Here is a 6,910-nt window from a genome sequence, read left to right as displayed (position 1 = left end):
AGGAGCCAGCTTGCTGGCGATCCGGACTTACCGGCAGCCACTGGGCCGCCATCTGGCATGGATGATCGCCAGCAAGCTGGCTCCTACGAAGAGCGTCGCCACACCTGCATTCGCCGACAAGGCCACGTCGGCGGGATTTTATGGTTCCCTCACTCCCGCGTGGGAACCATCGGACTTCACCACCACGTCCTTTTGCCGCGCCCCGGCGAATCCGGCAAACTAATCCACCCGAGCAATCGCTCGTTTCGCCGTCCGATCAAAGAATCCCGTATGCCCCGCTATCCGTTCCGCCGCCTTGGTTTCGGCGCCCTGCGTCGTCTGCTGTATCTCTGGGTACGCTCGGAAACCATCAACCAGTCCGCGCTCAACCTGAAGGTCGATCGGAGCAAGCCGATCCTCTACGTCCTTCAGCAGCCCTCGGTGAGCGACCTGGCGGTGGTCGATACGGAATGCCGCAAGGCCGACCTGCCGCGCCCGGTGAAACCGGTGGATATCGGCGGCAGCAGCGAGCCGGCAGCCTTCTTCTATCTCACCCCGGAACCGGACTGGCTCGGCCGCCAGGACAAGCGCGGCGCACCGCCGGCGCTGGTGCGCACCCTCGCCGCGATCAGCCAGAACGGCATCGCCGATGCACAGGTCATCCCGGTCAGCGTGTTCTGGGGCCAATCGCCGGACAGCGAGAAGAGCGCCTGGAAGCTGCTGTTCGCCGACAACTGGGCGGTCACCGGCCGGCTGCGCAAGCTGGCGCGCATCCTCATCCTCGGCCGCAAGACCCGCGTGCAATTCTCCGCGCCGATCCGCCTGCGCGAACTGGTCGACCAGGGCAAGGGCCCGGAACGCACGCTGCGCATGGTCCAGCGCATCCTCCGCGTGCACTTCCGCAACCAGAAGACCGCGGTGATCGGCCCGGACCTCTCCCATCGCCGCACCCTGGTCAAGGGCCTGCTGCGCGCGCCGCTGGTGCGCGAGGCGATCCTGCGGGAAAGCGGCGAACAGAACGTCTCCCTGCAGAAGGCCGAAGCCAGCGCCCTGCGCTACGCCAACGAGATCGCCGCGGACGTCTCCTATCCGGTGATCCGCTTCATCGAGGTGGTGCTGACCTGGTTCTGGAACAAGCTCTACGAGGGCGTGAAGGTCAACCACATCGAGCGCGTGCAGGAGGTCGCCCACGGCAACGAGATCGTCTACGTGCCCTGCCATCGCAGCCACATCGACTACCTGCTGCTGTCCTACCTGCTGTTCCGCAACGGCCTGACCCCGCCGCACATCGCCGCCGGCATCAACCTCAACATGCCCGTGGTCGGCTCGATCCTGCGCCGCGGCGGCGCCTTCTTCATGCGCCGCAGCTTCAGGGGCAACCAGCTGTACACGGCGGTGTTCAACGAATACCTGCACTCGCTGTTCACCCGCGGCTTCTCCACCGAATACTTCGTCGAAGGCGGCCGCTCGCGCACCGGGCGCATGCTCAACCCGCGCACCGGCATGCTGGCGATCACCCTGCGCAGCTACCTGCGCGATTCGCGCCGGCCGATCGTCTTCGTGCCGGTATATATAGGCTACGAACGGGTGTTCGAAGGCCGCACCTACCTCGGCGAACTGCGTGGCGCGGCGAAGAAGAAGGAATCTGTCTTCGACCTGGTCAAGGTGCTCGGCGCGCTGAAGCAGCGCTTCGGCCAGGTGTGGGTGAACTTCGGCGAGCCGATCCACCTCAGCGCTTTCCTCGAACAGCAGCAGCCCGGCTGGCGCCAACAGCAGTTCGCCCCGGAATTCCGCCCCGACTGGCTGAACGAAACCACCAACGAACTGGGCCGCGAAGTCGCCCGGCGGATCAACGACGCCGCTGCCATCAACCCGGTCAACCTGGTCGCCCTGGCGCTGCTCTCCACCAACCGCCAGGCCCTCGACGAACACGCCCTGGCCCGGGTCCTCGACCTCTACCTCGGCCTGCTGCGCCAGGCGCCCTACTCGCCCGACGCCACCCTGCCGGAAGGCGACGGCCAGGGCCTGCTGGAGTACGTGAAGAGCCTCGGCCTGCTCGCCGAACAGAAGGACGCGCTCGGCCGCATCTGCTACCTCGACGAACAGAACGCGGTGCTGATGACCTACTACCGCAACAACGTCCTGCACGTCTTCGCGCTGCCGGCGCTGATCGCCAGCTTCTTCCAGAATCATGCGCGGATCAGCCGCGAACAGCTGCTGAACTTCACCCGCGCGCTGTATCCCTACCTGCAGGCGGAACTGTTCATCCGCTGGGATCTTGAGGAGCTCGACGCGGTGGTCGACCAATGGCTGGACGCGCTGGTCACGCATGGCCTGCTGAACCGCGACAACGACTTCTATATCCGCCCGGCACCGAGTTCGCGGCAGTTCGTCCTGCTCACCGTGCTGGCCCGCGCCATCACCCAGACGCTGCAACGCTTCTACATGGCCATCGCCCTGCTGCTGAACGCCGGCCAGAAGCAGCTCAGCGCCGAGGAGCTGGAAGACCTGTGCACCGTCATGGCCCAGCGCCTGTCGATCCTCCACGGCCTGAACGCCCCGGAATTCTTCGACAAGAGCCTGTTCCGCCACTTCATCCAGACCCTCCTCGACCAGCGCGTCCTGAGCGAGGACGAAACCGGCAAGCTGAGCTACCGCGAAAAACTCGGCGACCTCGCCGAAGGCGTCGCCAAGCGCGTGCTGCCGGCGGAGATACGGCTGTCGATCAGGCAGGTGGCGCTGGAAAGGCCGGAGCAGCAGGAGCCCGCCCACACCTCCCCCCTGTAGGAGCGAGCTTGCTCGCGATCCAAGGTATCAACCGGCACCGCTGTGCACAGGAAACCAATCGATCGCCAGCAAGCTGCCTCCTACAGCTTCAGTGTGCATGGCGGATGCGGAATGGCGCTGACGTAGGGTGGATGAGGCTTTTTTTCATCCACCATTGCGCGGCCACATGCTCGACCATGGTGGATCGATGGAGCTGATTCACCCTACGGCTCGCGCCGTGCGTATGGCGGCTGCCGAAGCCTGTTGGAGACAGCCTGCCGGCGAAAAACGTCCCCAATTTCCCACCAAAACGTCCCACCAAAAAAGACGGCAGAATGACATCAACTCCTCGGAAAAGTTCCAAACCGCTGGGGAACTTTCCGACGGATTTCCTTGACTCATAACGTAGGCAATCTTTACATTCGCTGCCCCATATCCCCCCAACCCACCATGCGCACGGACTGCTGTTGTGTTCAAAAGGATCTTGATCGTCTGCGTCGGCAACATCTGTCGCAGCCCCACCGCAGAGCATCTGCTGCGCCAGACTCTGGCTGGTACTGACGTGCAAGTCAGCTCGGCAGGCCTCGGCGCCCTGGTCGACAAGCCCATCGAGCGCAACGCCCTCGCAACCCTCCAGCAGCACGGCGAACAGCCGCACGAGCATCGCGCCCGCCAGCTGACGTCCAGCCTGTTGCGCGAATCCGATCTGGTCCTGGTGATGGAAAAACGCCACCTGCAAGGCGTTACCCAGATCGCCCCGGAGGCACGCGGCAAGACCTTCCTGCTCGGCAAATGGCAGGACGACCGCGAAATTCCCGATCCCTACCGCCAAAGCAGCGCCGCCTTCGAGCACGCCTACGCCCTGATCAAGGAAGGCGTGGATGCGTGGTCCAGACGCATCCGCCCTAACCGCTAGTCTCACGCAAGAAGAAGCAGAAACATGCAGCAGCAACCCGCGATCGCCATGCACGACCAAGACGACGACGAGATCGACCTCCTTGGTCTGTTCGGCACCCTGCTCGACCACAAGTGGCTGATCGCCAGTGTCACCGCCGGCTTCATGGCCGTGGGCGTCGCCTACGCCCTGCTGGCCACGCCGATCTACCGCTCCAACGCCATCGTCCAGGTGGAGCAGAAGAAGGCGGCGATTCCCGGCCTTTCCGACATGAGCGAGATGTTCGGCGGGGAGTCGGCTGCGGTTACCGAAATCGAGCTGATCAAGTCCCGCGCCATCATCGGCAAGGCGGTCGACAACCTGCATCTGAACATCATTGCCGAGCCCAAGCGCTTCCCGCTGATCGGCAACTTCCTCGCCCGTCGATTCGCCCCGGAAACCGCCGGCGAAGTCGCTGCGCCATTGTTCGGCCTGAACAGCTATGGCTGGGGCGGCGAGGAACTGGAAATTTTCCAGCTGGATGTGCCTGAAGCGCTGCTGGAGAAGAACCTCAAGCTAATAGCAGGCGAGAACGGCCACTTCACGCTGCTGGATGACGAGGACAACATCCTGCTCCAGGGCGAAGCCGGCCATCCATACGAACAGAACGGCGTGACCATCCAGGTCGAGAAGCTGAACGCCAACCTGGGCACCGAGTTCGATGTGGTCCGCGAGCGTCGCATGACCACTATCCTGAAGTATCAGGAAGACCTGGATGTCAGCGAGCGCGGCAAGGAGTCCGGCATCATCGCCATGGCCCTGGAAAACGACGACCCGGCTCGTGCTATCCAGGTACTGGACGAGATCAGCAAGCTGTATGTACGGCAGAATGTCGAGCGCACTTCCGCCGAAGCCGCATCCAGCCTGGAATTCCTCCGCGGCCAGTTGCCCGAAGTACGCCGTGACCTGGAAAAATCCGAAAACGCCCTGAACGCCTACCAGACCCAGAGCAAGTCGGTGGATATCAGCCTGGAAACCAAGGCCATCCTCGACCAGATCGTTGCGCTGGATACCAGCATCTCCGAGCTGAAGCTGCAGCAGGCCGAGATGGACCGCAAGTTCACTCGCCAGCACCCGGCCTACCGGGCACTGATCCAGCAGATCGGCGAACTCAGCGCCAAGCAGAATGGCCTGTCGAAGAAGATCGAAGGCCTGCCGGAAACCCAGCAGGAACTGCTGCGCCTGACCCGCGACGTGCAGGTCGGCACCGAGATCTACACCCAACTGCTGAACAAGGCCCAGGAACTGGACGTCATGCGCGCCGGCGCGGTGGGCAACGTGCGCGTCATCGATACCGCCGACGTCGACGTCACCAAGCCGGTCAAGCCGAAGAAACCGCTGATCGTCCTGATCGCCACCATGCTCGGCCTGTTCGTCGCCGTCGCCCTGGTGCTGGTGCGCAAGGCGCTCAACCGCGGCATCGAAACCCCGGAAGCCATCGAGCAACTGGGCCTGCCGGTCTACGCCTCGATCCCCTACAGCGTCCTGCAGAAAGCCGAAGAAGAGAAACGCGGCAAGGGCAAGAGCCGATCCGCCAAGGCCGCACCGCTGCTGGCGACCAGCCACCCGACCGACCTGGCCATCGAATCCCTGCGCAGCCTGCGCACCAGCCTGCACTTCGCCATGCTGGAAGCGGACAACAACCGCCTGATGATTTCCGGCCCCAGCCCGGCGGTGGGCAAGACCTTCGTCTCCGCCAACCTCGCCGCCGTGATCGCCCAGACTGGCCAGCGCGTACTGCTGATCGACGTGGACATGCGCAAGGGCTACCTGCACAAGGTGCTCGGCACCGAGGAGACCAACGGCCTCTCCGACCTGCTGGTCAAGCGCTGTGACTTCGACGCGGCAGTTCGCAAGACCGATGTGGATGGTTTCTTCTTCATCCCGCGCGGCCAGATCCCGCCGAACCCGTCCGAACTACTGATGCACGCGAACTTCACCGCCCTGCTGGAACAAGCGAGCAAGAACTTCGACCTGGTGATCCTCGACACCCCGCCGCTGCTGGCCGTGACCGACGCTGCCATCGTCGGCCGCCAGGCGGGTACCAGCCTGATCGTCACCCGCTTCGGCCTGAACCCGGCTCGCGAAGTGGACCTGACCATGCGCCGCTTCGCGCAGAACGGCATCGAACTGAAGGGCGCGATCTTCAACGGCGTGGAAAAGCGCGCGTCCGCCTACTACGGATACGGCGGCTACGGCTACTACCAGTACGAGTACAAGTCGGACAAAGCCTGAACCCAACCGGGGTAGTTCCTCCTACCCCGGCCACGCTCCCCAAGAGATGGCGCAGGATCGATGGCGGTCCTGCAAGTGAGGCCCCATGCAATGCGTTACCGGTGGCAGTGCGAAGCGCTGGTACCTCGTTCAATGCAAACCCCGCCAGGACCAGCGAGCGCTGGAACACCTGGAGCGCCAGGGTTACACCTGCCTGCTGCCGGAACACTGCGTGGAACGCCTGAGCAGGGGAAAACTGCAACTTCGCAGCGAACCGCTCTTCCCCGGTTACCTGTTCATTCATCTGGACAGGGTCGAAGACAACTGGCTACCGATCCGCTCGACGCGCGGGGTCAACCAGATCGTCAGTTTTGGCAACCAGCCGATCCCAGTGCCTACGGAAGTTATCGAGCGACTGCAAAACAGGACTATCTTCGAGCCCGCACCGGTATTCACTGAAGGCGACAAAGTAATAATTAACAATGAAGCCTTCCAGCATATTGACGCCATATTTCTGGCGAAAGATGGCGAAGAGCGGGTTCTGTTGTTGCTCAATATCCTGCAGCGAGAAACCGTGGTCAGCGTTCCATTGAGGCAAGTTGCCAGTTACCACTGAAGATACAAGCCGCAGGTACTTCCTCTCGCGCGCCTCACTCCCCTGTTGCGCTGCCATCCCCTACCGCGCCGTCACTCCTTACTGCACCGCCCCCAACTATTGCATCGACATCCCTTATTGCACCGTCACCTCCTATCACACCGCCATCCGCTAATGCGCCCCCCTCTATCGCACCGTCATCCCCGCGAACGCAGGGATCCAGAAAACAGAAAAACACGAAAACCGGCTTGTAAAAAACACATCCACCGCCCAACCGGACACTTCGTCGGATAGCCACATCAGCATCCAGCCAACCGCTCTAAATCAGGCTTTTCGCCTGGCCATAGAATAGTGACCGCCTTCACATTTCAGGTCCAGTTACGTACAATCTAAAAGTTACATGCTGCATTGCGCTGTAGACC

Annotated in this window: 5 protein-coding genes; all 5 read left to right on the top strand. The window is 62.7% G+C overall.

Annotated features, from left to right (window positions below):
* Nucleotides 1-223 (top strand): hypothetical protein (locus tag BLR75_RS26845; RefSeq protein ID WP_217633565.1); only part of this gene is annotated, 223 nt, incomplete at its 5' end.
* A 47-nt stretch (nucleotides 224-270) separates the two neighbouring features.
* Nucleotides 271-2,766 (top strand): glycerol-3-phosphate 1-O-acyltransferase PlsB, encoded by a 2,496-nt coding sequence (gene plsB, locus BLR75_RS04475; RefSeq protein WP_084315283.1) that lies wholly within the window; start codon nucleotides 271-273, stop codon nucleotides 2,764-2,766.
* Nucleotides 2,767-3,214: 448 nt separating this feature from the next.
* Complete coding sequence (locus tag BLR75_RS04470; protein ID WP_084315281.1) at nucleotides 3,215-3,661, top strand: low molecular weight protein-tyrosine-phosphatase; 447 nt, start codon at nucleotides 3,215-3,217, stop codon at nucleotides 3,659-3,661.
* 24 nt (nucleotides 3,662-3,685) lie between these two features.
* A complete protein-coding gene (locus BLR75_RS04465) occupies nucleotides 3,686-5,914 on the top strand; it encodes a polysaccharide biosynthesis tyrosine autokinase (RefSeq protein ID WP_084315280.1) in 2,229 nt (742 codons plus the stop codon).
* Nucleotides 5,915-5,999: 85 nt separating this feature from the next.
* Complete coding sequence (gene rfaH / locus BLR75_RS04460; RefSeq protein WP_084315279.1) at nucleotides 6,000-6,509, top strand: transcription/translation regulatory transformer protein RfaH; 510 nt, start codon at nucleotides 6,000-6,002, stop codon at nucleotides 6,507-6,509.
* Nucleotides 6,510-6,910 lie beyond the last annotated feature (401 nt).

Source organism: Pseudomonas jinjuensis, assembly GCF_900103845.1.
Classification (GTDB): Bacteria; Pseudomonadota; Gammaproteobacteria; order Pseudomonadales; family Pseudomonadaceae; genus Pseudomonas; species Pseudomonas jinjuensis.
Note: the sequence above shows the minus strand (reverse complement) of the source record. Positions and strands in the feature narration are given on the sequence as shown.

Excerpts from the sequence above, each read along its gene's own strand:
- plsB (WP_084315283.1), top strand. The coding sequence starts at position 271 with ATGCCCCGCTATCCGTTCCGCCGCCTTGGTTTCGGCGCCCTGCGTCGT.
- BLR75_RS04465 (WP_084315280.1), top strand. The coding sequence starts at position 3,686 with ATGCAGCAGCAACCCGCGATCGCCATGCACGACCAAGACGACGACGAG.
- rfaH (WP_084315279.1), top strand. The coding sequence starts at position 6,000 with ATGCAATGCGTTACCGGTGGCAGTGCGAAGCGCTGGTACCTCGTTCAA.